We start from the raw sequence: 26713 nt of genomic DNA, 5'->3' as shown, positions 1-26713 counted from the left end.
CGACCGCCGCGTAGGCTGAAGACGATCATCGATACCGTTGCACGTGAAACATGATGATCATCAATTGACTGAGGTCTCGCCGGCCTCGCGGCGGCGCACCTCCTCGAGCGCGGCGACGAGGGTCTCCGGCTCCTGGGCGCCGGTGACGGCGTACTTCCCGGCCAGCACGAAGGTCGGGACGCTCGTGACGCCGAGCTGCCGCGCGTCGGCCAACTCGGCACGGACCTCGGCGACCCGCTCGTCGGAGTCGAGGAAGGCGCGCGCCTCGGCCGCGTCCAGACCGGCTTCGCCGGCGAGCGCGGCCAGCGTGTCCCGCGACCCGATGTCGACGCCGTCGGTGAAGTGCGCGCGGAAAAGTGCGTCCACCGTCTCACCGGCCCGACCACGGTCGGTGGCCCAGGAGATCAGCCGGTGCGCGTCGAAGGTGTTCGCGGCCAGAGCATGGCCGAAGTTCAGCGTCAGACCCGCACCCGCGGCCACCCCGGTGACGTGGGCGGCCATCTGCTCCGCCCGGGCGCGGCCGCCGAACTTGTCCGCGAGCGCGTCGATCAGCGGACGGGACTCCGGCACCGGCGTCGGGTCGAGCTGGAAGGGCCGGTAGCGGACCGTCACGTCACCGTCGTACGACGCGAGGGCCTGCTCCAGCCGGCGCTTGCCGATGTAGCACCAGGGGCACACCACGTCGGCGTAGATCTCGATCTCCATGCCCGGTGACAACTCCCCGGTCAGCGGCTCTGTTCCCGGACCTGGCGCTTGAGCCGGGCCAGGATCGCGGTGCCGCCGCGTACGCGCAGCGGGCTGATCGCCTGGGCGAGCCCCATCCGCTGGTAGAGGTCGTCGGGAACGGCCAGCACCTCCGCCGGCGTGGCCCCGGCGAGCCCCTCGGCGAGGATGCCGGCGAACGCGCGGGTGGTGGGTGCCTCGGGCGGGCAGTCGAACAGCGTCTCGACGGTGCCCTCCGGGGTCACCCGGGCACGCAGGAAGAACGCCGTCTGGCACTCCGGCACCTGCTCCATGCCCTCCCGGTCCGCCTGCTCGGGCGGCAGCAGCGGGATGACGTCGGCGTACTCCAGCAGCATCTCCAGCACGACGTCGCGGGGTGCGGCGGCGAACTCGTCGACGATCTCGGCCAGCCGGGTCGGCATCTCGGGCATCCCGCCAGGCTACCGCTGGCGACTGCGTCCGACGGGAGGTGTTAAGAAGGGGCCCTTCCTCTACCGGAGGCGTTAACAAGGGGCCCTTCCTTACACCGTCGGCGCCTGCTCGCTGATTTGGCCGAGGGCGGACTGGGGGTCGAGCTGCATGGCCAGGTCACCGAGGGAGACGATGCCGACCAGCTTCCGCTCGCTGTCGCAGACCAGCACCCGCCGGACACCCCGCTCCCGCATCAGCGCCGCCGCCTCACCCGCCGTGCAGTTCTGCTCGATCATCACGACCTCGCGGGTGATGATCGACCCGATGGTCGTGACGGCCGGGTCGCTGCGCTCGGCGACGGCCCGCACCACGATGTCGCGATCGGTGAGCATGCCGGCGAGGGTGGCCCCCTCGGTGACGACCACGTCGCCGATGTCGGCCTCCTTCATCACCTTCGCCGCCTCGTCCAGGGTGGTCTCCGTCGGCAGGTAGATGACCTGCTTCGTCATCACGTCGCTGACCTTGTAACCGGCCATGGGAGCCCTCCAGTAACGATCCACCCGATCGGGGTGCGGTACCCCGTGACGTCTCGACTACACCACACGCATGTCGGCGGTGAGGCGTTCGACCAGACCGTCCATCGGCAGCTCGGTGCGCTCGCCGGTGGCCCGGTCGCGCAGCTCGGCGTACCCGTCGGCGAGACGGCGGCCGACCACGACGGTGCGCGGGATGCCGACCAGCTCCGCGTCGGTGAACTTCACCCCGGCGGAGACGTGCGTCCGGTCGTCGACCAGCACGCGCAGGCCGGCGGCGGCGAGGCGTCCGCCGAGGTCCAGCGCCGCCTCCAGCTGCGGGCCCTTCCCGGCCGCCACCAGGTGTACGTCACACGGCGCGACCGCCGCCGGCCAGACGAGACCGCGCTCGTCGTGGTGCTGTTCGGCGATCGCCGCGACCGCCCGGGACACCCCGATGCCGTAGCAGCCCATCGTGGGCCGCACCGGCTTGCCCTCCGGCCCGAGCACGTCCACCGCGAAGGCGTCGGTGTAGCGGCGGCCGAGCTGGAAGATGTGCCCGATCTCGATGCCCCGGCGCAGTGTCAGCTCGCCGGTGCCGCAGGCCGGGCACGGGTCCCCGGGCCGGACCTCGGCCGCCTCGATCGTGCCGTCGGGCACGAAGTCCCGGCCGCAGACGACGTTCGTGGCGTGCCGGCCCGGTTCGTTGGCGCCGGTCAGCCACGCCGTGCCGGGCACCACCCGCGGGTCCACCAGGTACCGGATGTCGAGCTTCGCCATGACCTGCGGCCCGATGTAGCCGCGGACCAGCTCCGGCTGGTCCGCCCAGCCGTCGAAGACCGCGACGGTGGCCGGTGCGAGCGCGGCGTCGACGCGCTTGAGGTCCACCTCCCGGTCGCCGGGCAGCCCGATCACCAGCAGCTCCGGCTCGGCACCGGGCCGGCGGACGGTGAGGACGACGTTCTTGAGGGTGTCGGCGGCGGTCCAGTCGGCACGGCCGGCGAGGCGGCGGTCGTTGGCCAGGTCGACCAGACTGGCGATCGTCGGCGTCTCCGGCGTGTCGTGCACCTCCGTGGCCGGCTGCGTGTCCGGGTCGCCGGCCGGCGGGGCGGGCGTGGTGACCGCCTCGGTGTTCGCGGCGTAGTCGCATGCCGTGCAGCCCACGTACGTGTCCTCGCCGACCTCCGCGGCGGCCAGGAACTCCTCCGAGGCCGAGCCGCCCATCGCGCCCGACATCGCGTGCACCACCGTGTACCCGAGGCCGAGCCGGTCGAACACCTTCCGGTACGCCTCCCGGTGCCGGTCGTACGCCGCCTGCAACCCGGCCTCGTCCAGGTCGAAGGAGTACGCGTCCTTCATCAGGAACTCGCGCCCGCGCAGCAGGCCGGCCCGGGGCCGGGCCTCGTCGCGGAACTTCGTCTGCACCTGGAACAGCGTCACCGGGAAGTCCCGGTACGAGGTGAACAGGTCCTTCACCAGCAGCGCCGCCAACTCCTCGTGGGTGGGGGCGAGCAGGTGGTCGGCGCCCCGCCGGTCGGCGAGGGTGAAGATGTCGTCGCCGTACTCCGTCCACCGCCCGCTGGTCCGGTACGGCTCCGCCGGCAGCAGCGCCGGGAAGTGCACCTCCTGGTCACCGATCGCGAGCATCTCCGAGCGGATCACCTCGGTGACCCGGTCGAGGACGAGCTTGCCCAGCGGCAGCCAGGTGTAGCCGCCGGGGGCGGCGCGCCGGATATAGCCGGCGCGGAGCAGCAGTCGGTGGCTCGGCACCTCCGCGTCCGCCGGGTCCTCGCGCCGGGTCCGGAGCAGCAGGGTCGACATCCGTAGCAGCATTGCCGCAGCGTACGGCCATGCCTTCCAGGGCGGCGATCCGATTTGTCGGCCCGCCGGAAATTGCTCGTCCCGCGGGGCAACCATGCCCGCGCGGGGCGACGTCTGGGGAGGCATCACGATGATGCACCACCTGACCCCAAGGATCGGCCCGTGTGGACCCTCAGCTGAGTGAGTTCGACTCGTTCGTCCGGACGCGCACGCCAGCGCTGCTGCGTTCGGCCTACCTTCTGACCGGTGACCAGCACCTGGCCGAGGATCTCGTCCAGTCGGCGCTGGCCCGGACCCACCGGTCGTGGAACCGGCTGCACCACAGCGGGAACGCCGAGGCGTACACCCGCAAGACCATGTACCACCTTCAGGTCTCCTGGTGGCGGCGTCGCAAGGTGGCCGAGTCGATGCCGGGTGATCTGCCCGAGCCACGCGGAGGCGACTCGGCCGCCGACCACGCGCAGCAGACCACCCTGCGGCTCACCCTGCGAGCCGCGCTGGCCCGGCTGTCCGCCAAGCAGCGCGCCGTGCTGGTCCTGCGGTTCTTCGAGGACCGCACCGAAGCCGAGGCCGCCGACCTGCTCGGCGTCACCGTCGGCACCGTGAAGAGCCAGACCTCGAAGGCCCTGGCCAAGTTGCGCGCCGTCGCACCCGAGCTCGCCGAGCTGTACGTCCCGGAAGGGAGCGCCCGATGAACCACGACCGTCTCCGGATCGACCTCGCCGACCTGGCCGAGGAGGTCACCCCGGTCGACCTGCGCGACCGCGCCCTGCGTACCTCCCGCCGGCTCGGCATCCAGCGCGCGATCGCCACGTCCGCCGCGGCCTTCGTGATGGTCGGCGCGGCCACCGGCACGGCGTTCGCGCTGATCCCGCGCGGAGACGCCCCGGCTCCGATCCCGGCCGACAGCCCGTCCGTCATCGTCACGCCGTCGCCGGCCGACCCGTCGCCGACCGCAGCGACGTCCGCCGAGCCGGCGGTCCTCGCAGGGACCCGTTACTACCTGGGCATGACCGACGGTGAGGCCCGCGTTCACGCCGTCCGCGGTGCGACCGACACCGTGCTCGCCCGCGTGCCGTACTCGGACAACGACCCGTGCACCCGGAACAGCATCACGATCTCCCCGGATGGTCGGCGTCTCGCCTGGGTGGTGGCCACGGACCGGGACCGGGGGCTCGGCACCCTGGTGACCGCCGGCATCGACGGTTCGAACAAGCGGAACTTGGCGGCCGACATCAACTGCTTCGGCCCCACCGCGCTGGTGTGGCAGGGCGGTGATCTGCTGATGGTCGGTAGGCAGCCGACGCGCGAGTCCGTGCAGTACGACGTGCGTACCGGGAAGGTCGTCCTCGGCCCGCTCGATCCGATCCTGCGCCGATGGTCGGCCGACGGCCGCTACCTGGCGGCGGAGAGCACGGACGGTCAGCCCTTCGTGGACGGCCCGGGCGTCCACCGCAACTACAACTACACCCCGCCGGCGGACGATGCCGCCAAGTGGGGCGGTTGGGAGGCCCGCAGCGTGTCGATGGACGGCCGGTACGTCGCGGTCGGCTGGATCGGCACCGACGTCTCCCGGGAGGACGGCAGCTTCGCCGTGGTCGACACGACCACCGGCAAGGAGGTCGACCTGCCGGGCGGGGACGGCATCCGGAGCATCATGTTCACCGCCGACAACAAGGTGCTCGTCCGGCGGGCGACCGGCATCAGCGTCCTGGACAGCACGTTCAAGCCGCTCGGCACGGTTACCGAACCGGCCGCGCTCGGTGACCTGACGCTGCTGGCGTACGCAGCCTGAATCAGGACGATCCCAGGCCCGAGCCCGGAGCCGTCGCGTCACGGGGCGCGACGGCTCCGGCACGTCCGGGCCTCGTCAGCCGTTGGGGCGGCGAGCGCCGGCGAACATCTCCTGGATCCAGTTCGGGTACGCCGGCGGCAGCTTGCTGACCTCGTCCAGTTCGCTCAGGTCCTGCGCGGTGAGCACCAGGCCGCTCGCGCCGATGTTGTCGGTGAGCTGGTCGATCCTCCGGGCTCCCACGGTGACACTGGTGACCGCCGGCTGCGCCAGCAACCAGGCGATCGCGATCCGGGCCGGGCTCACGTCGTGCCGTGCCGCCACCGCCCGCAGCACGTCGACCACGTCGTGGCCGCGCTCCCGGTCGATGGGCGGGAAGTCCGGGTAGCCCGGGGCGGCTCGGCGGGTCTCGCCGGTCGCGCCCTCCCGGCTGATCTTTCCGGACAGGAAGCCGCCGGCCAGCGGGCTCCAGACGAACAGGCCCACACCCTCAACCTGGGCCATCGGCACCAGGTCGCGTTCGGCATCCCGGCCCACCAGCGAGTAATAGGACTGCAGCGACACGAACCGGTTCAGGTTCCGCGCGGCGGACACGCCCAGCGCCTTGCTGACCTGCCAGGCGGCGAGGTTCGCGGCGCCGATGTAGCGGACCTTGCCCTGGCGTACGGCGTCGTCGAGGGCGGCCAGCACTTCCTCGAACGGAGTGAACTGGTCAAAGTTGTGCAGCTGGTAGAGGTCGATGTGGTCGGTACCCAGTCGGCGAAGGCTCGCCTCCAGCGCCTGCATGACGTGCAGTCGGGACCAGCCGGCGTCGTTCGGACCAGGGCCGGTCGGGGAGTGCACCTTGGTGGCCAGCACCACGTCGTCCCGCCGGTGGCGCAGCGCGTGACCGAGCAGTTCCTCGCTCTCGCCGTTGCTGTAGACGTCGGCGGTGTCGATGAGGTTGACGCCGGCGTCCAACGCCGCGGCCACCATCCGGTCGGTCTCGTCGCGGCCGAGCCCACCGAGCGCGCCGTAGATCGGATCGCCCGAGCCGCCGAAGGTCATCGCCCCGAGCGAGATCTCGGAGATCCACACGCCGGTGTTGCCGAGGAGTCGGTACTTCACGTCAGCTTCCTTCCTGCGGATCCGACCTGGCCGTTCGTCGTCGGACAGCTTGTCGGACGATATGTCGGACAGTGTGTCCGGCAAGCGTAGCCGCTGGTGGCCGGGCCGACGAGTTCCCCGCCTACCATCTGCGTATGCCATCCATCACTCGGCGACCGTCCGGCGGTGCGGACCGCCGGCTCTCGGTGGAAGCCCGGATCCTGGCCACCACCGAGCGACTGCTCGCCGAGGGCGTGAGCTTCACCGAACTGGGCGTGCAGCGCATCGCCGCGGAGGCGGGCGTCGCCCGGTCGACCTTCTACGTGCATTTCGCGGACAAGACCGAGCTGCTGATGCGACTCGCCGAATCGATCAGCGCGGCGTCCTTCGACATCTCGGCCGCCTGGCAGCCCGGGGCCGGCGACGGTCTGGACAAGCTGGTCGAAACCTTCCGCCAGGTGATCCGGATCTACCGGGACCGTGCGACGGTGCTGGCCGCGATCAGCGAGCTGTCCGCGTACGACCCGAGGGTGCGCGAGTTCTGGAATGCCCGACTCGACCGGTTCACCCGTAACGCTGCACAGCTGATCCTGGCTGAGCAGGAGCGCGGCCAGGTTCCGAGGGACCTGGACGCCGTCGAGGCAAGCCGGCTGATCGTCGTCGGCGGGGACCGGTTCCTCGCCCATCACATCGCGGTCGACGACGGCTCCGGCGACGCCGCGGCAGCGCGCGAACTAGCGGCGACCTGGTGGTACGGCGTCTATCGCCGACCCGCGTGAACCCCGGCTCGCGTTCCTACCGGCTCGGGTCGGTGAGCAGCAGGGGCGAGGTGATTGCGAGGTCGGTCGGTACCGGTGCGCATTTCGTGGCACTTTATGCCTGTTTCGCCATGTTCGACCTATTTGATCTGTCGGGTAAGGCGTCGCCGTTTTTATAGGCGGGACTGGCGTCCTTACCGCAGCATCTCGGACGGCGTGCCCCGATTCCGTCAAGAGTCGACCAACCGGGCGAATTCGGCCGGATTCGCGCGGCCCACCCTCTTTGCTGCTCGTTGTCTCCGATGTCAAACACGACGACACGGGGGATTACATGAGCAGTACCTCAGCGCCACGCAGATTGGCGAGTGTCTCTACGCTGGTGGCTGCCTTCGCGCTGCTGGCCGGCGCCCTGCTGTTCGCCGGCGCCTCGCCGGCCGCCGCCGACGAGGCAAGCCCGAGGCTGAAGCTGACCAAATCCGGCAGCCCCGACAAGAACGTGAAGGCGGGGCAGGAGGTCACCTACACGTACACGGTGAAGAACGAAAGCACCGGCAGGAAAGACGAACCGATCACACACATCAGGATCAAGGACGACACGGTCACCGGGATCACCTGCGAGGACACCTCGCTCAAGCCGGGATACAGCACCACCTGCACGGGCACCTACACCGTCACCGAGGAGGACGTGAAGCACGGCAAGATTGTCAATACCGCGCACGCGATCGGGTGGTTCTGCGAGGAGAAGGTGCGGTCCAACGAGGCGACCTTCACCGTCACCACCAAGCCCAAGAAGCCGGTTCAGGCCAGCCTGTCGATCGACAAGAAGGCCCGGGTCGACTCGGACTGCCGTAAGAAGTGCGAGAACGACGGCTACGCGGCCAAGGGTGACAAGATCTTCTACACCTACCGGGTGACCAACACCGGCAACGTCACCATCTCCGATGTCGCCGTGTACGACCCGAAGGCCGGACCCGTGAAGTGCCGGACCACCACGCTGGCACGGGGCACGAGCACCGACTGCCACGCCGTCAAGCCGTACGTGGTGACCTGGTCCGACGTCAAGCACGGCAAGGTGGTCAACACCGCCCGTGCGACCGGCAGGTTCTACGACGAGAAGATCGTCTCCGACCCGGCCACCGTCACCGTCTGCATCCGGCACGGCAAGTTCGACCACCGGAAGCACGACGACAAGGACGATGACAAGGACGACAAGGAACTGCCGGTTACCGGTGACGAGACCATCGGCGCCCTTTCCCTGGGTGGAGGCCTGCTGGCCGCCGGCGGCCTGCTCCTCGGAGCCAGCCGGCTGCGCCGGCCGTCGCTCTTCCGGGGCTGACACAGAGGACGACGGGCTCCAGGGCCGTGCCGGCCCCGGAGCCCGTCGTCGCTGGTCGGTCGGTCTCGCCATCGGCGGTTCGGCCAGCTCATCGAGCATGCAGACGATGTCAACGACGGCGTTCTCGCTCACGCCGCCGGCGAATCAGAGGCGCTTGGCGCGGGCGATGAAGGTGCGCCAGGTCTGCGGGGTGAAGGTGAGGACCGGGCCGGCCGGGTCCTTGCTGTCCCGGACGCCCACGACGCCGGGCAGATTGTCGGCCACCTCGACGCACTCGCTGTTGCCGCTGCGGCTGGACTTGCGCCAGGTCGCGCCGGTCAACTCCATGACGTCATCACTTCCTTCATCAGTTCGACCGACTGGCGGTGGGGCAGAGCCTCGCTGCGGACGCTCTCCCACCTCGCCAGCAGGATAGACACGTCTTCATCTTTGTCGATCGATGTGCCGCCGAGCTGGTGCTCCAGGTAGCCGACCCAACCGCCGTCCTCACTCCGCGCGAGGGTGAACGGTCCCGCCAGGCCGACGTGGGAACTGATCTCGGTCGGTATGACGTGCACGCTCACCTGCGGGCGTTCGGCGCAGTCGAGCAGGTGCGCGATCTGCTGGATCATCAGGCCCCGGAAGCTCTCGTCGGCCCGGCGGAGCACGCTCTCTTCGAGCACCGCGACGAGCTGGGGCGGCTGCGGTTGGTCGAGGATGGACTGTCGATCCATCCGGACCGCCAGCCGCTTCTCCACCTCACCGTCGCTCAGCATGCCGTCCGCCCGGATTACCGTGCGGCCGTAGTTCTCGGTCTGAAGTAGGCCGGGAATCAGCGTCGGGTGGTAGCAGCGGAGTTGCCGGGCGTCCCGCTCAGCCTCCAGCCAGGGGCGGAACCAGCTCGGTTGGCCGGCGCGCTCGGCCATCTTCAGCAGGGACGTCAGTAGACCTCCGGTGTTCAGCACCTCGTCGGCCCGCTTGAGGAACAGCCGGTCCAGCGGTCGCTGGCCCAGCTCCAAGGCCGACACCTGCGAACCCGAGTAGTGGACCAGCTTCCCGAACTCCTCCTGACTCAGCTCGGCGTTGACCCGTAGCCGCCGCAGTTGGGTCCGGATCAGCTCCGAGGTCGGCTCAGCTTCCACAGCTCCTCCACGATCTCCCAGACGTCTCAGGAACGGTCCCGCCGGGCGACCCCGCCGCCCGGACCTCGCCACACCGACCGTCGATGCCTTCCGACCGTAGTCGCGTCCTCACCACACTGTCACGCGACGAGTTTCGCCCTGGCAGACAAAGGAGTGGTGATGAGTGGTGGTCTGCCCGTACCCCGGCTGGGGCCGCACCCGGACCGGCCCCGCGCCTATCCGGCGGACCGCACGCCCCACCTGCCGATCCGCCCGCTGTGGGTGTGCCGGGCGTGCGGGGCACCGTGGCCGTGCGCGGAGGCCCGGCTGCTGCTCAGGATCGAGTACGGCGACCACCCGGTCGACCTGGCGATCTACCTGTCCGGCCTGTACCACGAGGCGACGCACGACCTGTTCCGGCTGAACCCGCACGACGGCCCTACGCCGCGGGAGCTGTTCGAGCGCTTCGTGGCGTGGGGTCCCTACCGCCGGCCGGCCGTCGACCCGCCGCCGCGATGACGTCCGCCACGTTCCGGTGCCGGTCGACACCGGCCGTCGCCTGCGGTGCGAAACTACCGCTGTTAAGAAGGGGCCCTTCCTCTACCGGAGGCGTTAGCAAGGGGCCCTTCCTTACGACCGGAGGGAGCACGGGTGGGCTGGCGCAGTTTCGTCGCGGTCGGGGACAGCTTCACCGAGGGGATGGACGACTCCTACCCGGACGGCACCTACCGGGGCTGGGCCGACCTGGTCGCCACCCGGCTCGCCGTCGAGGCCGGCGCGGACTTCCGGTACGCGAACCTCGCCATCCGCGGCCGACTCTTCCCCCGGGTGGTGGACGAGCAGGTGCCCACCGCGCTGGCCATGAAGCCCGACCTGATCAGCTTCGCCGCCGGCGGCAACGACGTGCTGCGCCGCACCTTCGACCCGGACAGCCTGCTCGCGCGTTTCGACGACGTGGTCGGGCAGCTCCGGTCCGGCGGCGCCGACGTGATCCTGTTCCGGTTCGCCGACGTGATGGCCCGGCTGCCCGGGCAGCGGCTGGTCGCTCCCCGGGTGCAACTGCTCAACCGGGCGGTCGGCGAGACCGCCGAGCGGCACGGTGCCATCCTGGTCGACCTGTACGCCGACGACACGTACCTGAACCCGTTGCTGTGGAGCACCGACCGGCTGCACCTGTCGTCGGCCGGGCACCGGCGGGTGGCCGCGCAGGTGCTCACCGCGCTCGGGGTGGGCTGCGACGAGGAGTGGCTGCTGGTCCCCGAGCGCCCCCTGCCGAAGCCGTGGCTGACCGCCCGCACCGACGACCTCCGCTGGGCCGCCCGGCACCTGGCCCCCTGGCTCAAGCGCCGCCTCACCGGCCGCAGCTCCGGCGACACGGTGACGGCGAAGCGCCCGACGCTGGCCCCCGTGACTGACTGACCCCCGCGACCCGGCCCCGCCCACCCGTCCCCCGCCCGGGGTCACGGGGTCAGCCGGGTCCAGGCCCGGATGGGGCCGGAGCCGACCCCGAGGAAGGTCGCCGTCGGGCCGGTCAGCACGATCGTGTCGTCGGCCAGCACCTCCACGGTCGGGGCGTCGCTACCGTCCGCCCGCGCCGAGCCGCCGAGCTCGGGTATGGGCGTGTACCTGCCGTCGCGCACGTAGCCGCCGCCACCGTAGGCGCTGCTGACCGGCAACAGCCCACCGTTGGCTGCGGCGACCGAGAACGTGTCGTCGGGCAGCCCTGGACCCTCCTGCCAGCTGTCACCGACCAGCCGCCACACCCGATTCCAGTCGGTGACGTCGAACGCCGACTGGTGGTCGTTGACGCTGACCAGCCAGACGTCGGCGCCGTCCGGGGAGACCAGCAGGCGGTTGGCCCCGCTCACTGCCGGGAGCTTCCGCCAGCTGGTCGCCCTGTCGGCGCTGACCACGACGGTCAGCCGGTTCCCGTCGCCGACGGCCAGCCACAGCCGGCCGTCGCCACCCTCGACGAGGTGTCGGGCGGTGTCCGCGCTCAGGGTCACCGGGGGTTGGGTGGGCGCGCCGCCCGCACCGACCCGGGCCAGCTCCTGCCGCGGGCAGCGGGGTGTCCCGGGATCGCCGGGACAGCGGATCACAAATCCACTGCGGGTCGCCAGGGCGAGCTGGGCGGTGGTGGGCGGATTGCCGGCGGGGTGCTGGGTGAACGACGCACCGCCGTCCGTGGTGACCAGGTAGCCGTACTCGAAGTAGATGACCAGCCGTTGGTTGTCCACCGGCAGCAGGCTCACGGCTGCCGGACCGCTCGGCTCGGCGCCGCCCACCGGCAGCGCCACCTCCCGCCAGGTGGCGCCACCATCCGTCGTACGGCCGAGCGCCCGCTCGCAGCCGCCGGCCCCGGAGTCCGCCGCGTTGCAGGTGTCGAAGAACGCCCAGCCGTGCCGGGCATCGGCGAACCGCAGCTGCCGCAGCTCACCGGCCACCCCGGGCAGTGCCACCCGCCGCTGGACGGGGTTGTCGTCGGGCGACGGGGACACCGACGGGCTGGGGGTCGGGACGGGTGAGACCTCGTCCCCGTTCCGGCCAGCGACCGCGTACGCCCCCGCGGGGCCGGCCAGGAGCAGCGTCACGACACCGGCCAGCAGACCGCGCCGGCGGCGCTGTCGCTCGCGCAGCCGGCGTTGAGCGTCGGGTACGCCGGGCGGCCGGAAGGTCGGCAGAGCCTGCGCCTCGAACTCGGCGAACAGCTCATCGAGGTTCTGCTCACGCACGGTGGGCCTCCTCCCGCTCGGTGAGGTGGCGGGCCATTGCCGTCCGGCCCCGCGACAGCCACGACTTGACGGTCCCCTCCGGCACACCCACCTGGTCGGCGATCTCGGCGACGGTGAGGTGGGCGAGGTGATGCAGGACGACCGCCCGCCGCTGGTTGGCCGGCAGGGTGGCGAGCGCCGCCATCAGCACCACCCGGTCCGGCCCGGGCCCGGCCACGTGCTCCTCCCGCTGCCGGGCAAGGTGACGGAGTTGGGTGCGGACCCGGCGCAGCCGGCTGGTGGCGAGGTTCCAGGCCACCCGGCGCACGAAGGCCGACGGATCGTCGTACTCGCCGACCCGGTCCCAGCGCTCCAGCGTCCGGCAGAACGCCTCCTGCGTGAGGTCCTGCGCCTCCGCGTGGTCACCGAGGTACGCGTAGAGCTGCACCGCAACGCGGTGGAAGTGCGCCTGGTAGAACTCGGTGAAGTCCACCGGCGGTGGGGCGGCCCCGGAGCGTGGCCCTTCAGTCATGTCGGTCCTCGGTGTCGGCGGGTCTCGCCACTGTCACGCGTCACACGTCGCATCCGCTGCACCCGATTTCCGATGGCGGGTCGGCAAGGTGGGAATCGGCGTACCTTGGGGATCATGTCTGTGCCGAGCGATCCTGATCCCCGACTCCGGTCGTACGCGGACCCGCAGAAGCTGGTCACCACCGGGTGGCTGGCGGAGCACCTGGGCGACGAGGGGCTCGTCGTCATCGAGTGCGACGAGGACGTGCTGCTCTACGACACCGGTCACATCCCCGGTGCCATCAAGGTCGACTGGCACCTGGAGCTGAACGACCAGGTGACCCGCGACTACCTGGACGCCAAGGGCTTCGCCGAGCTGTGCGCGGCCAAGGGCATCGGCCGCGATGACACCGTGGTCTTCTACGGCGACAACTTCAACTGGTGGGCCGCGTACGCCCTCTGGGTCTTCTCGCTCTTCGGCCACCCGGACGTGCGGCTGCTGGACGGGGGCCGGCAGAAGTGGATCGCCGAAGGGCGCGAGGTGACCCGCTACAAGCCGACCCGCCCGCGGGCGGAGTACCCCGTTCCGCAGCGGGACGACGCGCCGATCCGGGCGTACCGCGAGCAGGTCATGGCGCACATCGCCGCCGGCCGGCCGCTGGTCGACGTGCGGTCGCCGGGTGAGTACACCGGCGAGATGCTGCACATGCCCGACTACCCGCAGGAGGGCGCGCTGCGCGGCGGGCACATCCCCGGCGCGGTGAACAAGCCGTGGAAGTCGGCGGCGAACGACGACGGCACCTTCAAGTCGCCCGACGAACTGCGGGCGATCTACGCCGACCAGCTCGGGTTGGACGCGGACGACGACATCGTCGCGTACTGCCGGATCGGCGAGCGGTCCAGCCACACCTGGTTCGTGCTGCGACACCTGCTCGGTTACCGGCAGGTCCGCAACTACGACGGCTCGTGGACCGAGTGGGGCAACCTGGTCCGGGCCCCCGTCGTGAAGGGCGACCAGCCCGGCGGCCTGGCGAGCTGACCGGCGTTAAGAAGGGTCCCCTGTACAACGCCAGGCGTTAACAGGGGGCCCTTCCTTTCTGCAAGGTTGGGTGGTCAGCCAGGCCGGCCCCGAAGGTAGCGCTGGATGGTCGGTCCCACCCACGCCACCACCTCCGCCCGGTCCATCTCGACCACGGGTGGCAGCCGGACGATGTAGCGGGTGAACGCGAGGCCGAGGATCTGGCTGGCCACCAGGCCGGCCCGGCGGGCGGTGGTCTCCGGGCCGGCGCCGAACGTGGCGACGGCCTCGGTGAGCTGGTCGGCGAAGATGCCGCGGATCCGCTCGGCCGCGCCCGGGTTGGCGCTCGCCGCCCGCAGCAGCGCCGCGAGGGTCTCGTCGCCCTCCCAGCGGTCGAGGAAGTGGCGCACCAGCGCCTCGCCGAACCGGTCGGGCGGCACCCGCGTCAGGTCGGGCAGGCGCAGGTCGAACTCGGCCGCCGCCGCGAACAGCCCCTCCTTGCTGCCGTAGTACCGCATCACCATCGACGGGTCGATGCGCGCGTCGGCGGCGATGGCCCGGATGGTGGCCCGGTCGTACCCGTCGGCGGCGAAGCGGGCCCGGGCGGACCGCAGGATCGCGGCCCGGGTGGCGTCGGAGCGGCGGGGGCGGGTAGGCGCTGCCTCGGTCATGCCCACGACCGTATGCCAACACTTGTTGACACGCCAGTGTGAGGTGACCTAACGTTGCCTACACATGTTTGCCAACATGCGTTGGCATTGATGATCGCGGAGGTGCCGGATGCTGCCGACCGAGACGGACGTGCTGGTGGTGGGGGCCGGGCCCACCGGGCTGACCGCCGCGCTCACGCTGGCCCGGCGCGGGGTGCCGGTGACCGTGGTCGACCGGCTGGCCGAGCCGCCGGTGACCTCGCGGGCGGCCGTCGTGCACGCGTACACCCTGGAGGAGCTGGACCGGATCGGCGCCGGCGCCCCGCTCGTGGCACGCGGGGCGCGGGCGCCGGAGTTCACCGTCCAGGACCGCGACCGGGTGCTGCTCCACGTGCCGTTCGGCGACCTGCCGTCCCGGCACCCGTACGCGCTGATGGTCTCCCAGGCGGTGACCGAGGAGGTGCTGACCACGCTGCTCGCCGCCGCCGGCGTGCCCGTGCTGCGGCCGTACGAGATGACCGGCCTCGACCTCGGCGGGCCCGGCGCGGTCGCCACCTTCGCCGGCGGTGCGACGGTCCGCGCCCGGTACGTCGTCGCGGCGGACGGCATGCACAGCACGGTCCGCGATCTGGCGGGCATCGGCTTCCCCGGCCCGGACCACGGGACGGAGTCGTTCGTGCTCGCCGACGTCCGGGTGTCCAGCGCGCTGCCACGCGACCGGGCGACACTCTTCCTCGCCCGGTCCGGCCCGCTGATCTGGGCGCCGCTGCCCGGTGGGGTGGTCCGGCTCGTCGCCGCCGTCCCGGAGGCACCGGCCGACGCCGACGTGGGGTACCTCCAGGGCCTGCTCGACGAGCGCGGCCCGGCCCGCCGCCCGGACCGGGTGACGGAGGTGCTCTGGTCGTCCCGGTTCCGCCTGCACGAGCGGATCGCCGACTCCTTCCGGGCCGGTCCGGTGCTCCTCGCCGGTGACGCCGGGCACGTGCACAGCCCCGCCGGCGGGCAGGGGATGAACCTGGGCGTCGTCGACGCGGTCGACCTCGGCGGCACCCTCGCCGACGTGCTGGCCGGCGGCCCCGACACGCTGCTCGACGGCTACGCGGCCCGGCGCCGCCCGATGGCCGAGGACGTGGTCTCCTTCGCCGCCGGGCTGACCCGGCTGGCCACCCTGCCGCCCGCCGCCCGCCCGGCCCGCAACCTGCTGCTGCGCCTGCTCTCCGCGCTGCCTTCGGCCCGCCGCCGGATCGCCCTGCGCCTCTCCGGCCTCGCCCACCGCCCGGCGGGCGGGTCCCGGAGCCCGGGCCGGGGCCGCGTCTCGCCGGCACGAGATCCGGGGGACACGCAGTAGGCTGCGCCGATGGGGCAGGTGTGGCGGGACTGGGGTGCCGTCCTGACCGCCACGGCGATCGGCCTGCCGGTGGTGGTGGCGTTCGTCGCCGTGCTCGCCCGGCTCCGGCGGGACGCTCCGACGCGCGGTGAGGCGTGGGGGCGCAGCGTCGCCGAGGTCGGCGCGGTGGCCGGCACCCTCCCCTGGGTCTGGATGATCCTCACCCCGCGCGACGCGCCCCGCGGGCTCGACCTGGTGCCCCTGCGCGACCTGGCCGACCTGCTCACCGCAGCCCCGGCCACCGTCGTGGTCCAGGTGGTCGGCAACCTGCTGGTCTTCGCCGCGTTGGGCTTCTTCGCCCCGGTACGCGTACCCGCGCTGGCCGGCGCCGGCCGGCTCTTCCTGCTGGGCGCCGCCTGCTCGGTGCTGGTCGAGTCGGCGCAGTACACCCTCGACCTCGGCCGGGTCACCTCGGTCGACGACGTGCTGCTCAATGCGGCCGGGGCGGCGCTGGCCGGGCTGCTCTCGCGGCCGTGGTGGGCCGCCCGCCGTACGGTCGCCACGGGTGCCGCCGTGCCGGCCGGATGTGAGCAACCGGCCGGTAACCACGCCTCCACCTGAGGCGGCGCGCGGTCTACGCTTGCCCGGTGACGGTGGAGCAGCAGGCGCGGGGCGCGACGAACGGCGGCACGGGTTCGGGCCGGCGCCGGTCCCGCAAGGACGAGATCCTGGAGATCGCGGTCGGGCTCTTCGCCGCCCGCGGCTACCACGGCGTCTCGATGGACGACATCGGCGCGGCCGCCGGGGTCACCGGTCCGGCGCTCTACCACCACTTCGCCGGCAAGGAGGCGATGCTCGTCGCCGCGCTGATCCCGGTCAGCGAGGGGCTGCTCGCCGGTGGTCGGGAGCGGTCCGCCGGCCACCCGGACGACCCGCGCGGCGCGCTCGAGTCGTTGATCGACTTCCACGTCGACTTCGCGCTGGCCAACCCGGCCGTGATCGCCCTGCACCTGCACGAGCTGGACCGGCTGCCCGACGAGCCGCGCCGCCGGATCCGCCGGCTCCAGCGCCTGTACGTGGAGGAGTGGGTGACCGTGCTGACCGCGCTGCACCCGGGCATGCCCGACGGTGAGGCGCGCGTGCTCGCCCACGCGGCGTTCGGCCTGATGAACTCCACCCCGTTCCTCGGCGGCGAGGTGGACCGGCAGCGCCGGGCCGAGTTGCTGCGCGGCGCGACGCTGGCCGCCCTGCTCGCCCCCACCGCGCACTGAGCGCTCGCGCGGTGGCGTGACGTCCGCACTCAAGCGACTCGTCAGTAACCGGGGCGGCGTGGTTTCCTTAACCTTCGTTAAGCCTGGGACGCTGGAGGAGACATGATCGAGTCGCTGCTGGTCGCCAATCGGGGCGAGATCGCCCGCCGGATCATCCGTACCGCCAAGCGGCTCGGGGTTCGCGCGATCGCGGTGCACTCGGAGGTCGACGCCGGCCTGCCGTTCGTGACCGAGGCGGACGAGGCGGTCTGCGTGGGTCCGGCCAATCCGGCCCAGAGCTACCGCCACACCGAGGCGATCCTCGCCGCCGCCAAGTCCACCGGCGCGCAGGCGATCCACCCCGGCTACGGCTTCCTCTCCGAGAACGCCGAGTTCGCCCGTACCGTCGAGGCGAGCGGCCTGATCTGGGTCGGGCCCGGCGCGGACGCGATCACCGCGATGGGCGACAAGATCAACGCCCGGAACCTGATGGCGGCGGCCGGGGTGCCGGTCGCCCCGGGCACCACCGACCCGGCGGCCGACCTGGACGCGGCGGTCGCCGCGGCGGCGGAGATCGGCTACCCGGTGATGGTCAAGGCCGCGGCCGGCGGTGGCGGCATGGGCATGGGCGTGGCCGTCGACGAGGCCGCGCTGCGCACCGAGTACGACAAGGTGCGCTCGTTCGCCGAGCGGATGTTCGGCGACGGCTCGGTCCTGATCGAGCGGTACTTCCCCCGGGTGCGCCACGTCGAGGTGCAGATCCTCGGCCTGGCCGACGGCCGGGTGGTGGCCCTGGGCGAGCGCGAGTGCTCGGTGCAGCGGCGCAACCAGAAGCTGGTCGAGGAGTCGCCGTCCCCGGCGGTGTCGCCGGAGCTGCGCTCGCGCTTCCTGGCCGCGGCGGTGCGCGCCGGTGAGGCGGTCGGGTACCGCAACGCGGGCACGGTCGAGTGCCTGCTGGTCCCGCGCCAGCGGGACCTCGCGGTGGACGGTCCCGCCGCCGACGAGTTCTTCTTCCTGGAGATGAACACGCGCCTCCAGGTCGAGCACCCGGTGACCGAGCTGGTCTACGGCGTCGACCTGGTCGAGGAGCAGTTGCGGGTGGCGGCCGGCCTGGCGCCGACCTTCGACCCGGACGCGCTCACGCCGCGCGGCCACGCGATCGAGCTGCGGATCAACGCCGAGGACCCGAAGCGCTTCCTGCCCGGCCCGGGCGCGATCACGACCTGGGTCGAGCCGGCCGGTGAGGGCGTACGGGTCGACTCCGGGTACGTCGCCGGCAACACGGTCACCCCGTTCTACGACAGCCTGATGGCGAAGCTCATCGTGAGCGGGGCGACCCGCGCGGAGGCGATCGAGCGCGCGAAGGCCGCGGTCGCGCAGTTCGAGCTGTCCGGCCCGAAGAACAATCTCCCCTTCTTCGCCGAGCTCCTGGAGAACGAGGAGTTCCGCTCCGGCGACTACGACACCGGCATCGTGTCCCGCATGCGCTGACCCCGGGGCTTCTCTGCGTCGATCATGAGGTTAGCGGGTTCGTACGCCTGATTTGTCCCCGCTAACTTCATGATCAACACTGGCGGGTCGGTGGGATGACATGCTGGTGGTGTCAGGGCCGGTGGTGTCACAGTGGGGTGATCGCTTATGGCGGGGATGCCGGATTTCGTGTCCGTCCGGGAGGTCGGGCCGCGGGACGGGTTGCAGAACGAGGAGCCCATCCCGACCGACGCGAAGGTGCGGCTGCTCGACGCGCTGTCGCGGACCGGGGTCAGGCGGATCGAGGCGGTGTCCTTCGTGCATCCGAAGGCGATCCCGCAGATGGCCGACGCCGACGAGGTGTGGCAGCGGGCCGCCAAGGTCGACGGGGTGCGCTACTCGGCGCTGGTGCCGAACACGCGGGGCGCGCAGCGCGCCCTGGCCGCCGGCTTCACCGAGATCGAGGTGGTCGTCTCGGCGAGCGACACGCACAACCGGCGCAACGTCAACCGGTCCACCGAGGAGTCGCTGGACGACATCGCGGAGCTGATCGACCTGCTGCACGGTGCCGGTGCGCGGGCCGAGGTCATCATCGCGACGAGCTTCGGCTGCCCGTACGAGGGGGACGTCGACCCCGCCCGCGTGGCGGGCATCGTGGACCGGGTGGTCCGCGACGGCGCCGACCGGGTGGCCTTCGGTGACACCACCGGCATGGGAACGCCGCGCCGGGTTCGTGAGCTGCTGACGGCGGTACGCGACCGGAACGCCCACATCCCGGTGCTGCTGCACTTCCACAACACCCGGGGCACCGCCCTGGCGAACCTGCTGACCGCCCTCGAACTGGGTGTCACCGAGTTCGACGCCAGCGTCGGCGGCCTGGGTGGCTGCCCGTACGCGCCGGGGGCCAGCGGCAACCTCGCCACCGAGGAGGCGGTGCACATGCTGCACGACATGGGCATCGACACGGGGATCGACCTGGACGCCCTGATCGAGGTCGCCGAACTCGCCGAGGAGCTGACCGGAAAGCGTCTCCCGTCCGGCGTCCTCCGCGCCGGCCCCCGCACCCGCCTGACCCCAAAACCAGCCTGACCCCCCACCCAGCCTGACCCCAAGGGGTGCCGTGGGGTGCCGAGGTGGTCGCCAGTGCGCTAACCTAACGATCGTTCAGGTCGGATGGCGCGCTCACGAGGCGCGTGCGCGGCGGGCAAGGGGGAGCGCTGTGACGCTCGACGGTGAGGCACTGGAGCAGCTGCGCAAGCGCGCCAAGGCCGGCGGTGCGGACAAGTACCACGCGGCCAACGCCGCCAAGGGCAAGCTCTTCGCCCGGGAGCGGGTCGCGCTCCTGGTCGACGCGGGCTCGTTCGTCGAGGACGGCCTGTACGCCAACGCGCTGGCCGAGGGCCTGCCCGCCGACGGTGTCGTCACCGGCACCGCCACCATCGACGGCCGGCCCGTCTGCCTGATGGCGAACGACTCCACGGTCAAGGCCGGGAGCTGGGGCGCCCGGACCGTCGAGAAGATCATCCGGATCATCGAGCGGGCGTACACCACCGGCGTGCCGATGGTGTACCTGGTCGACTCGGCCGGCGCCCGGATCACCGACCAGGTCGAGCTGTTCCCCGGCCGCCGGGGCGCCGGGAAGATCTTCTGGAACCAGGTCCGCGCCTCCGGCTCGATCCCCCAGGTCTGCGCGCTGTTCGGGCCGAGCGCGGCGGGCGGGGCGTACATCCCGGCGTTCTGCGACGTGGTCGCCATGGTCGACGGCAACGCCAGCATGTACCTGGGCTCCGACCGCATGGTCGAGATGGTGACCGGCGAGAAGACCACCCTGGAGGCGATGGGCGGCGCCAAGGTGCACTGCGCCGAGTCCGGCGTGGGGCACTTCCTCTGCAAGACCGAGGCCGAGGCGCTCGACGTGGTCAAGCGCTACCTGTCGTACCTGCCGGCGAACTGGACCCAGCAGCCGCCCACCGCCCCCGCCGAGGAAGCGCCGGAGAAGGCCGACCTGGCCGCGCTGGTACCGGCGAGCGAGCGGCAGGCGTTCGACATGCGGCGGTACGCGAAGGGCCTGCTCGACGAGGGCAGCTTCTTCGAGATCCAGGCACTGTGGGCCAAGGAACTGACCATCGGCTTCGGCCGGCTGGACGGCGAGGTCGTCGGCGTCGTCGGCAACAACTCGATGTTCAAGGGCGGCGTGCTCTTCGTCGACTCGGCCGACAAGGCGACCCGGTTCGTGCAGCTCTGCGACGCGTTCAACGTCCCGCTGCTGTTCCTCTCCGACGTGCCCGGGTTCATGGTCGGCAGCGCGGTGGAGAAGCAGGGCATCATCCGGCACGGCGCCAAGATGATCACCGCGATCTCCGAGGCGACCGTACCCAAGATCTGCGTCGTGGTCCGCAAGGCGTACGGCGCGGGCCTCTACGCGATGGCCGGCCCCGGCTTCGAGCCGGACGCCACGATCGCCCTGCCCACCGCGAAGATCGCGGTGATGGGCGCCGAGGCGGCGGTCAACGCCGTCTACGCCAACAAGATCGCGGCGATCGGGGACGAGGCCGAGCGGGCCGCGTTCGTGGCCGCGAAGCGCGAGGAGTACGAGCGGGACATCGACATCGTCCGCCTCGCCAGCGAACTGGTGGTCGACGCGATCGTCGAGCCGCACGAACTGCGCGCCGAGCTGATCCGGCGATTCACCGCCGCCCGCGGCAAGGAGCGGCACTTCTCCCGGCGCCGGCACGGCGTCACCCCGGTCTGAGTCCGCCGCCCACCCGGCCGGCGGCGGCCCGCCACCGCACCGACCCGTCCCGGCGTCACGAGCGCCCGGCGGCCCTTCCACACCAGGAGGAACCCATGGACTTCCGGCTCACCGACGAGCACGAGGCGCTGCGGCAGAGCGTGCGGGACTTCGCCCGCGAGGTGGTCGCGCCGGTCATCGCCGAGCACTACGAGCAGCACACCTTCCCGTACGAGGTGGTCCGCCAGATGGGGAAGATGGGCCTGTTCGGGCTGCCCTTCCCGGAGGAGCACGGCGGCATGGGCGGCGACTACTTCGCGCTCTGCCTGGCCCTGGAGGAGTTGGCGCGGGTCGACTCCAGCATGGCGATCACCCTGGAGGCGGCGGTCTCGCTCGGCGCGATGCCGATCTTCAGATTTGGTACTCCGGAGCAGCAGGCGCAGTGGCTGCCGAAGCTGTGCAGCGGTGAGGCGCTGGCCGCCTTCGGCCTGACCGAGCCGGGCTTCGGCTCGGACGCCGGCGGCACCCAGACGCGGGCGGTGCTGGACGAGACGACGAACGAGTGGGTCATCAACGGCTCGAAGGCGTTCATCACCAACTCGGGCACCGACATCACAGTCCTGGTCACCGTCACCGCGGTCACCGGCACGAACCCGGACGGCTCGAAGGAGCTGTCCACGATCATCGTGCCGTCCGGGACGCCCGGTTTCACCGTCGCGCCCGGCTACTCCAAGGTCGGCTGGACCGCCTCGGACACCCACGAGCTGACCTTCGACGACTGCCGGGTGCCGGCGGCCAACCTGCTCGGTGAGCGCGGCCGTGGCTTCGCCCAGTTCCTGCGGATCCTCGACGAGGGCCGGATCGCGATCGCCGCGCTCGCCGTCGGTCTCGCCCAGGGCTGCGTCGACGAGTCCGTCAGGTACGCGAAGGAGCGTCACGCCTTCGGCCGGCCGATCGGCAACTACCAGGCGATCCAGTTCAAGATCGCCGACATGGAGATGAAGGCGCACACGGCCCGGCTGGCGTACTACGACGCCGCGGCCCGGATGCTCGCCGGGGAGCCGTTCAAGCGCCAGGCCGCGATCGCCAAGTTGCACGCCAGCACCATCGCCGTCGACAACGCCCGCGAGGCGACGCAGATCCACGGTGGCTACGGCTTCATGAACGAGTACCCGGTGGCCCGGTTCTGGCGGGACTCCAAGATCCTGGAGATCGGCGAGGGTACGTCCGAGGTGCAGCGCATGATCATCGCGCGTGATCTCGGCATGTGACGGACACCACCGGGCCCGGCCTTTCCGGTGGTCGGGCCACCTTGCGCGCCGGCGTTGCTGTCGGATATCCGCAGCGGGGGGTCGGCAGGACGACGATCCGCTGTCGGCGGTCGGACGTCGTCCGTACCCTTCCTGCCCATGACCCCGGAGCATGATCGTTCGCCGAGACCGGGCGGCCTCACCGGGCTGCCCGACCTGCTCCGCGGACACCGGCTCGCCGCCGGCCTCACCCAGGCCGAGTTGGCGTCCCGGGCCGGCATCGGCGTACGCACCGTTCGTGAGCTGGAGCGCGGCCGCTCCCTTCGACCGCAACGCACGACGGTCGAGCTGCTCGCCACCGCGCTCGGGCTGGCCGAGCCGGCCCGCTCGGCGTTCCTCGCCGCGGCCCGCCCGGTGCCGGCTCCCCGGTCGGCCACGGCCGAGCCGCCACCGGCCCGCCACGACGACACCGGCGCAGCCGCACCGGTCGCGCTGCCACCCGCCGCCGAGCTGATCGGCCGGGAACGCGACGTGGCCGAGCTGGTCAAGATGCTCACCGACGAGCCGGCGCCCCGGCTGGTCAGCCTGGTCGGGCTGGCCGGGGTCGGCAAGACCGCACTGGCCCTGGCGGTCGCCCACGCGGTGGCCGGGCGGCACCCGGGCGGCGTGGCCGGGGTGCTGATCGGGGAGGGCTCGGACGCGGCCGACGTGCTCGCCGCCTCGATCGCGGTCTTCGAGGTGGCCCGCCTCCCCGACCTGGCCGTACGCCTCGCCGGCCGGCCGGCGCTGCTCCTCATGGACGCGGTGGAGCGGGCCCCCGACCCGGTCGCGGAGACCGTGCGCCGGCTCGCGGTCGCGGTGCCGTCGCTGCGGGTGCTGGTCACCGGCCGGCACCCGGTCGGGTTGCGCGGCGAGCGGGTCCGCCCGGTCGCTCCGCTGGACGTCCCGCCGCCCGGCCGGGACCATGCCGGGCCCGACGCGCTCACCGGCTACCCGGCGGTCGCGCTGTTCGCCGCCCGCCTCGCCCAGGTGCGCCCCGACCCGCCGACGCCGGCCGAGCTGCCGGCGATGGCACGGCTGGTCCGCCGCCTCGGTGGGCTGCCCCTGGCCATCGAGCTGATGGCGGCGCGGGGCCGCGTCCTCGACCTCAACGAACTGCTCGACCGGTACGGCGACCGCGTCCTGGACCTGGCGACCTCCTCCGGGGCGGCCGAGCGGCCGGGCTGGAACGCCACCGACCCGGCCGTGGCCGAGACGCTCCGGGACGCCGTGGCGACCAGCTACCTGCTGCTCGCGCCGGAGGAGCAGGCCGCCCTGCGGCGGCTCGCCGTCTTCGGCAACCGCTGGTCCATCGAGCTGGCCGAGGAGGTGCTCGCCGATGACGTTGATCCGGCGGGAGTCGTCCCGGATCCGGTCCCGCTGCTGGACCGGCTGCTCCAACTGGGGCTGCTGAGCGTACGCGGCAGCGGGCCGTTCCGGTTCCGGCTGCTCGACGCCGTGCGGGACTTCGCCGCCGAGCAGGCCGCCGGCGCGGGGGAACTCTCCTGCGTGCGCCGGCGCCACGCCCGCGCGATGGCCCGGCTGGTGACCCGTACGGCGCCGGAACTGGTCGGCGTCCGCCTGACGGCGGCGGTGCACCGGCTCGACGAGGTGAGCGGTGACATCAGTTCCGCGTTGGCGCACGCCGCCGTCGACGACCCGGTGACCGCACTGCGGCTGGCCGCCGGGCTGTCCCGGTGGTGGCGCTTCCGGGGCCGGGACGTCGCCGGCCGGCGGTGGCTGCGGCGGCTGCTCGCCGATCCGCGTACCGCCGACGCCGACCCGGTGCTGCGGGCGTGGGCGTCCCTGGGGGTGGCCCGGCTGGCCGCCGAGCACGGCGCCGGGGGCGAGGAGATGCCGTCGGCCCGGGCGGCGCTGGCCGCTTTCCGCGAGGCGGGCGACGTCACCGGCGAGTTGGAGGCGCGGACGGTCCTGTGCGCGCTGCTGATCGGCACCGGCGGTCACGACGAGGCGCGGGAGCAGGCCGAGGCGGTGCTGGCGCTCGCCACCCGGCACGGGCGGACGCGGGACATGGCGGTGGCGCAGAACAACCTCGCCTGGCACGGCATCCGGGTGGGTGATCTCGTGGCCGCCCGACGGCGGCTGGCCGCGGTCGACCGGCTGGCCACGCAGTCCGGTGAGCAGCGGCTGCGGGTGCTCGCGCAGGCGAACCTCGCCGAGGTGGCCCGCCTGGAGGGCCGGTACGCCGACGCGGTCGACCGGGGCCGGCGGACGCTGTCGGCGTTGACCGGCCTGGGTGACCCCGGCCACCGCCGCCGGGTGCTGGGCACGGTCGGGTTGGCGTTGGCCCAGGACGGGCGGACGGCGGAGGCTGCGGAGGTGCTGGCCCAGCTGCGGCCGGCGGGCGTGGCCGGGACCGGTCCGGGTGCGACGTACGGGCCGGCCGGTGGGCCGGGGCGGGCGGCCGCGGGGCCGGGGACGGTCACCGGTCCGGCGGACGGCATCTGCGCCTTGATCGAGGGCAATCTGGCGCTGCACCGGGGTGACCGGGAGCTGGCGGCCGAGTGGTTCGCCGCCGCGGCCGAGGCCGCCGCCGACGGCCAGGACCGTCGTGACCTGGTGGAGGCGCTGGTGGGGCTGGCGGCCAGCACGGCGGACCCGGCCACGCTGGACCGGCTGGACGAGGTCTGCCGCAACAGCGGTGTGCGACTGCTGCCGCACGAGGAGCAGTTGCTGTACGCCCTCGCGGCGGCCCGGGCGAAGTAGTGCCCCGGAACCGTGGGACCGGGACCGGGGCGCGGGGACGGGGACCGGGGGTGGCGCGAGCGACAGAGCCCCCTCTTGCTACCCCTTGCTCATCGCTCGCGCCGTTTCCCCCCGGTGCGTCCCCGCTGCACGAAGATTAGCCATCACGCGTGTACCGTCCTGCCCGGTTTGATGGCCTATCGCCCGGGTGTACGGCAGTTCTGCCGGTCTTTCTGCCGGTGGCCGGCAGAGCCGGTCAGCACCGGCCGGCGGGCGCCGTGTGTCCGGTCGGGAGCGGGTCGGTGCTGCCGGCCGTGGCGCCCGGGTGGACGGCGTCCCGCACGCGGCGCAGGCCGTCGAGGAGCGCGTTGAGCGCCTCGGGCTCGAGTTGCCCGGTGAACCACTCCTCGATGATGCGCAGGTGGCCCGGGAGCACCTCGTCCAGCCGCTTCAGGCCGGTGGTCGTGACCACCGCGTACGAGCTGCGGCGGTCGGACGGGCAGGCGCGCCGGGTGAGCAGCCCGTCCCGTTCCATCCGGTCGACCACGCGGGTGACCCCGCTCGTGGACAGGGAGGTCTGGGCGGCGAGGTCGGTCATCCGCAACTGGTTGCCCGGGGAGCGGGCGAGGCGGGTGAGCACCTCGAACTCGACCGGTGACAGGCCGTGCTCGTCGAACTGCGCGGCGAACCGGGCCGACAGCCCGGCGTGCGCCTCGACGAGCAGGCCTACAGCGGTGATCCGGGGATCGTCGAACACGCTCTGGTTCACTCGGCCATCCTAGCAGTCCTTGACACACGGAATATTGTCGCCGCTATAGTTGCTGAGACAGCCGTTGGCCTACTCAACGATTTCCCCGGAGGGAAGCACTCATGACCAGCAGCACCGAATCGGTTACCCGCGACTGGGAGGGCCTCACCATCCCCGCCGCCGGCACCTACCTGCTGGACGTCGCCCACAAGCGCGTCGGCTTCGTCGCCCGGCACATGATGGTGAGCAAGGTACGCGGTGAGTTCACCGACGCCACCGCGACCATCACCGTCGCGGAGGACCCGATGCAGTCCTCGGTCACCGCCACGATCCAGGCGGCCAGCATCGACACCGCCCAGGCCGACCGCGACGCGCACCTGCGCAGCCCGGAGTTCCTGGACGTCGAGCAGTACCCGACGGTGGAGTTCCGCAGCACCGGCGTGAAGTCCCGTCGCGGAAACGAGTTCGTCCTCTCCGGCGAGCTGACCATCCGGGGCGTGACCCGCCCGGTCGACCTGGCGGTCGAGTTCGAGGGCGTCGGCCGCAGCCCGTTCGGCCAGGACATCTTCGGCTTCTCGGCGAGCACCGAGATCGACCGCGAGGACTTCGGCCTGACCTGGAACGTCGCCCTGGAGACCGGCGGCGTGCTGGTCGGCAAGAAGATCAAGATCGAGATCGAGGGTGAGGGCGTCCGCCAGGCCTGACCGCTCCGGACGTACCCGAAAGGCCCGCGCCACGGCGCGGGCCTTTCGCGTCGGTGCGAT

Annotated in this window: 27 protein-coding genes; 16 read left to right on the top strand and 11 right to left on the bottom strand. The window is 72.2% G+C overall.

Going from position 1 to position 26713, the window contains the following annotated elements; translation table 11 throughout:
• Positions 1-60 precede the first annotated feature (60 nt).
• The 4 genes from ACN26Y_RS07450 to ACN26Y_RS07435 all read right to left on the bottom strand — a co-directional run bounded on the left by ACN26Y_RS07450 (position 61) and on the right by ACN26Y_RS07435 (position 3479).
• Positions 61-705 carry a DsbA family oxidoreductase gene (locus tag ACN26Y_RS07450; RefSeq protein ID WP_155329573.1) on the bottom strand — a complete coding sequence of 215 codons (645 nt, stop codon included), beginning with the start codon at positions 703-705 and terminating at the stop codon, positions 61-63.
• Between the two features lie 20 nt (positions 706-725).
• Positions 726-1154: a SufE family protein gene (locus tag ACN26Y_RS07445; protein WP_422734514.1), complete on the bottom strand. Its 429-nt coding sequence runs from the start codon at positions 1152-1154 to the stop codon at positions 726-728.
• A gap of 90 nt (positions 1155-1244) precedes the next feature.
• Complete coding sequence (locus ACN26Y_RS07440) at positions 1245-1670, bottom strand: CBS domain-containing protein (RefSeq protein ID WP_155329571.1); 426 nt, start codon at positions 1668-1670, stop codon at positions 1245-1247.
• 57 nt (positions 1671-1727) lie between these two features.
• Entirely contained in the window at positions 1728-3479 is a 1752-nt protein-coding gene (locus ACN26Y_RS07435) for a proline--tRNA ligase (RefSeq protein WP_422734513.1), read from the bottom strand.
• Positions 3480-3631: 152 nt separating this feature from the next.
• On the opposite strand from ACN26Y_RS07435, the gene ACN26Y_RS07430 reads away from it, so the two are divergent.
• A complete protein-coding gene (locus ACN26Y_RS07430; protein WP_155329569.1) occupies positions 3632-4162 on the top strand; it encodes a SigE family RNA polymerase sigma factor in 531 nt (176 codons plus the stop codon).
• Positions 4159-5262, top strand: coding sequence for a WD40 repeat domain-containing protein (locus ACN26Y_RS07425; RefSeq protein ID WP_155329568.1), 1104 nt, complete (start codon positions 4159-4161; stop codon positions 5260-5262). Before ACN26Y_RS07430 ends, ACN26Y_RS07425 begins: the two co-directional genes overlap by 4 nt.
• A gap of 75 nt (positions 5263-5337) precedes the next feature.
• On the opposite strand, the gene ACN26Y_RS07420 is transcribed toward ACN26Y_RS07425, so the two are convergent.
• Complete coding sequence (locus ACN26Y_RS07420; RefSeq protein WP_155329567.1) at positions 5338-6366, bottom strand: aldo/keto reductase; 1029 nt, start codon at positions 6364-6366, stop codon at positions 5338-5340.
• A 134-nt stretch (positions 6367-6500) separates the two neighbouring features.
• Between ACN26Y_RS07420 and ACN26Y_RS07415 the strand changes: the two genes are divergently transcribed.
• Both ACN26Y_RS07415 and ACN26Y_RS07410 read left to right on the top strand, forming a co-directional pair.
• Positions 6501-7124, top strand: a complete 624-nt coding sequence (locus ACN26Y_RS07415; RefSeq protein WP_366601016.1) for a TetR/AcrR family transcriptional regulator — start codon at positions 6501-6503, stop codon at positions 7122-7124.
• A 262-nt stretch (positions 7125-7386) separates the two neighbouring features.
• On the top strand, positions 7387-8439 hold the full coding sequence (locus ACN26Y_RS07410; protein ID WP_155329565.1) for a DUF7507 domain-containing protein: 1053 nt from the start codon (positions 7387-7389) through the stop codon (positions 8437-8439).
• A 144-nt stretch (positions 8440-8583) separates the two neighbouring features.
• Here the strand turns inward: ACN26Y_RS07410 and ACN26Y_RS07405 are convergent, their stop codons facing one another.
• Together ACN26Y_RS07405 and ACN26Y_RS07400 are read right to left on the bottom strand one after the other, a co-directional pair.
• Positions 8584-8766, bottom strand: coding sequence for a DUF397 domain-containing protein (locus ACN26Y_RS07405; protein ID WP_155329564.1), 183 nt, complete (start codon positions 8764-8766; stop codon positions 8584-8586).
• Entirely contained in the window at positions 8757-9560 is an 804-nt protein-coding gene (locus ACN26Y_RS07400) for a helix-turn-helix domain-containing protein (RefSeq protein ID WP_155329563.1), read from the bottom strand. The genes ACN26Y_RS07405 and ACN26Y_RS07400 overlap by 10 nt, the downstream gene beginning before the upstream one ends.
• 159 nt (positions 9561-9719) lie before the next feature.
• Between ACN26Y_RS07400 and ACN26Y_RS07395 the strand changes: the two genes are divergently transcribed.
• Both ACN26Y_RS07395 and ACN26Y_RS07390 read left to right on the top strand, forming a co-directional pair.
• The gene (locus ACN26Y_RS07395) at positions 9720-10058 is read left to right on the top strand and encodes a hypothetical protein (RefSeq protein ID WP_155329562.1); all 339 of its coding nucleotides are present in this window, start codon (positions 9720-9722) and stop codon (positions 10056-10058) included.
• 132 nt (positions 10059-10190) lie between these two features.
• Positions 10191-10958, top strand: coding sequence for an SGNH/GDSL hydrolase family protein (locus ACN26Y_RS07390; protein WP_155329561.1), 768 nt, complete (start codon positions 10191-10193; stop codon positions 10956-10958).
• A gap of 41 nt (positions 10959-10999) precedes the next feature.
• On the opposite strand, the gene ACN26Y_RS07385 is transcribed toward ACN26Y_RS07390, so the two are convergent.
• Both ACN26Y_RS07385 and ACN26Y_RS07380 read right to left on the bottom strand, forming a co-directional pair.
• Complete coding sequence (locus tag ACN26Y_RS07385; RefSeq protein WP_422734512.1) at positions 11000-12271, bottom strand: WD40/YVTN/BNR-like repeat-containing protein; 1272 nt, start codon at positions 12269-12271, stop codon at positions 11000-11002.
• Positions 12264-12782: an RNA polymerase sigma factor gene (locus ACN26Y_RS07380; protein WP_155329559.1), complete on the bottom strand. Its 519-nt coding sequence runs from the start codon at positions 12780-12782 to the stop codon at positions 12264-12266. Before ACN26Y_RS07380 ends, ACN26Y_RS07385 begins: the two co-directional genes overlap by 8 nt.
• A 114-nt stretch (positions 12783-12896) precedes the next feature.
• Between ACN26Y_RS07380 and ACN26Y_RS07375 the strand changes: the two genes are divergently transcribed.
• Positions 12897-13799: a sulfurtransferase gene (locus ACN26Y_RS07375; RefSeq protein WP_422734511.1), complete on the top strand. Its 903-nt coding sequence runs from the start codon at positions 12897-12899 to the stop codon at positions 13797-13799.
• Between the two features lie 74 nt (positions 13800-13873).
• Here the strand turns inward: ACN26Y_RS07375 and ACN26Y_RS07370 are convergent, their stop codons facing one another.
• On the bottom strand, positions 13874-14449 hold the full coding sequence (locus tag ACN26Y_RS07370; RefSeq protein ID WP_196255801.1) for a TetR family transcriptional regulator: 576 nt from the start codon (positions 14447-14449) through the stop codon (positions 13874-13876).
• A gap of 109 nt (positions 14450-14558) precedes the next feature.
• Here ACN26Y_RS07370 and ACN26Y_RS07365 point away from each other — a divergent pair, with 109 nt between their 5' ends.
• From ACN26Y_RS07365 to ACN26Y_RS07330, 8 genes are all read left to right on the top strand, one after another.
• Positions 14559-15776, top strand: a complete 1218-nt coding sequence (locus ACN26Y_RS07365; RefSeq protein WP_155329556.1) for an FAD-dependent oxidoreductase — start codon at positions 14559-14561, stop codon at positions 15774-15776.
• A 9-nt stretch (positions 15777-15785) separates the two neighbouring features.
• Complete coding sequence (locus tag ACN26Y_RS07360) at positions 15786-16376, top strand: VanZ family protein (protein ID WP_422734510.1); 591 nt, start codon at positions 15786-15788, stop codon at positions 16374-16376.
• Between the two features lie 26 nt (positions 16377-16402).
• Positions 16403-17026: a TetR/AcrR family transcriptional regulator gene (locus ACN26Y_RS07355; protein WP_155329554.1), complete on the top strand. Its 624-nt coding sequence runs from the start codon at positions 16403-16405 to the stop codon at positions 17024-17026.
• 102 nt (positions 17027-17128) lie between these two features.
• A complete protein-coding gene (locus tag ACN26Y_RS07350; RefSeq protein WP_155329553.1) occupies positions 17129-18496 on the top strand; it encodes an acetyl-CoA carboxylase biotin carboxylase subunit in 1368 nt (455 codons plus the stop codon).
• A 156-nt stretch (positions 18497-18652) separates the two neighbouring features.
• Positions 18653-19564: a hydroxymethylglutaryl-CoA lyase gene (locus ACN26Y_RS07345; protein ID WP_422734509.1), complete on the top strand. Its 912-nt coding sequence runs from the start codon at positions 18653-18655 to the stop codon at positions 19562-19564.
• Between the two features lie 130 nt (positions 19565-19694).
• Positions 19695-21227 (top strand): acyl-CoA carboxylase subunit beta, encoded by a 1533-nt coding sequence (locus tag ACN26Y_RS07340; RefSeq protein WP_155329552.1) that lies wholly within the window; start codon positions 19695-19697, stop codon positions 21225-21227.
• Between the two features lie 95 nt (positions 21228-21322).
• The gene (locus tag ACN26Y_RS07335) at positions 21323-22477 is read left to right on the top strand and encodes an acyl-CoA dehydrogenase family protein (RefSeq protein WP_155329551.1); all 1155 of its coding nucleotides are present in this window, start codon (positions 21323-21325) and stop codon (positions 22475-22477) included.
• 138 nt (positions 22478-22615) lie between these two features.
• Positions 22616-25222 carry an ATP-binding protein gene (locus ACN26Y_RS07330; protein WP_422734508.1) on the top strand — a complete coding sequence of 869 codons (2607 nt, stop codon included), beginning with the start codon at positions 22616-22618 and terminating at the stop codon, positions 25220-25222.
• A 235-nt stretch (positions 25223-25457) separates the two neighbouring features.
• Here ACN26Y_RS07330 and ACN26Y_RS07325 read toward each other — a convergent pair whose 3' ends face one another.
• A complete protein-coding gene (locus tag ACN26Y_RS07325) occupies positions 25458-25970 on the bottom strand; it encodes a MarR family winged helix-turn-helix transcriptional regulator (RefSeq protein WP_155329549.1) in 513 nt (170 codons plus the stop codon).
• Between the two features lie 101 nt (positions 25971-26071).
• On the opposite strand from ACN26Y_RS07325, the gene ACN26Y_RS07320 reads away from it, so the two are divergent.
• Positions 26072-26653, top strand: a complete 582-nt coding sequence (locus tag ACN26Y_RS07320) for a YceI family protein (RefSeq protein WP_155329548.1) — start codon at positions 26072-26074, stop codon at positions 26651-26653.
• Positions 26654-26713 lie beyond the last annotated feature (60 nt).

It is taken from the genome of Micromonospora sp. WMMD558, assembly GCF_049315255.1.
Lineage (GTDB): Bacteria > Actinomycetota > Actinomycetes > Mycobacteriales > Micromonosporaceae > Micromonospora.
This window is presented reverse-complemented; position numbering and strand designations above follow the sequence as displayed.